This window comes from Intrasporangium chromatireducens Q5-1 (assembly GCF_000576575.1).
Taxonomy (GTDB): domain Bacteria; phylum Actinomycetota; class Actinomycetes; order Actinomycetales; family Dermatophilaceae; genus Intrasporangium_A; species Intrasporangium_A chromatireducens.
On the sequence record NZ_AWQS01000460.1, the window covers coordinates 1 to 1,445 of the forward strand.

1 protein-coding gene is annotated in these 1,445 nt (G+C 71.4%); it reads right to left on the reverse strand.

Annotated features, from left to right (window positions below):
- Nucleotides 1-29 precede the first annotated feature (29 nt).
- The coding region (locus tag N864_RS22215; RefSeq protein WP_034722689.1) for an MFS transporter at nucleotides 30-1,445 on the reverse strand (1,416 nt) is incomplete at its 5' end.

A 1,445-nucleotide genomic window follows, 5' to 3' on the forward strand; every position in this document is an offset into this window, starting at 1 on the left:
GGTGCGGGTGACTGCATGCGAAACGAAGCTCAGCCGTCCTTGGGCAGTGAGGGAGTGAAGTAGTGCCACGCCCGGACGGGAGGGTCGGACAGCGACTTGGCCCGGCGGTCGATCTCGCCGTCGTAGCCGGTCAGCCGTCCCTCGTGCTGCAGCAGGTGCTCGGCCCAGGACGCGACGGTGTACTCCTCGAGGAAGCGGTTTGGTGCCTCGCCGTCCCGGTAGAGCTGCCACGACGTGCCGCCGGTGCGCAGCCGGGACCGACGCAGGGCGGGCATGAGCCCGAGGAACTCGGCCTGCCGCTCCGGCGCCACCTCGTAGCGGGTCACGACGAGGACCTGTCCGGGGTAGTCCTCGGGCTCGAGCAGGAGGTGGGGCTCGGGCCAGATGAGCGCCGCGCTCCGGTCGATGCCCTGCAGGTCGCGCAGCGGCCACAGCCGGACCGACGCGGCGCTCAACAGGAGCAGGGCTGCAGCGGCGAGGTAGGTGGGCCGCACGCCGGAGATCTCGGCGACGATGCCCCAGAGGACGCCCGCGCCGGCCATCGAGCCGAACAGGGTCAGTTGGTAGATCGCGAGTCCGCGGGCCCGCACCCAACCCGGCAGGAAGATCTGCATCTGCGCGTTGAGCGTCGAGAGGACCGCGATCCAGCAGGCACCCATCGGCAGGAGGGCGAGCATCGCCACCACGGCGTTCGGGACGAGCACGAGCGCGGCGAGCCCAGCGGCATACACGATGCTGGCGACGGCGATCATGCCGTTGGAGTTGAGGTAGGTCCGCAACCGCGAGAGGCCGAAGGCGCCGAGCACCGAGCCGATGCCGAGCATGGCGAGCATGAGGCCGTACCCGCCGGCGCCGAGGTGCAGGGTCCGGTCGGCGACGAGCGCGAGCAGCGCCCAGAGGGCGTTCGCGGGGAAGACGAAGAGGGCGCAACGCAGCAGGATGCGGCGCACGACGAGGGCGTTGCGGACGTAGCGGCCGCCGGCCCGCAGGGCCGGCAGGAAGGGCTCCTGGCCGGCGCTGTCCGTCTCGGGGCGCCGCCAGCCCAGGAGGATCACCGCGAAGGCGACGAAGGAGGCGGCGTTGAGCGCGAAGGTGACCGGCACCCCGAACCGCGCCACGATGAGGCCCGCGACCGCCGGCCCGATCGCCCTGGCCGTGTTGACGTTGATCGAGCCGAGGATCGAGGCGGACGGGATCTGCTCCGTGGGGACGAGGTCTGGGATGAGCGCCTGGTAGGCCGGTGCCTGGACGGCCGCGCCGACACCGAGGGCGAAGGTCAGCAGCAACAGGAGGGTCGGCTGCATCTGGTCCATGACGGTCAGCACGGTGAGCAGCAGCGCGATGCCCGTCTGGAAGGCCTGGATCGTGATGAGCATCCGGCGTCGGTCGAACGTGTCAGCGAGCACTCCGGCGGGCAGCGCGAGCAGCAGGACCGGCAGCGCCTG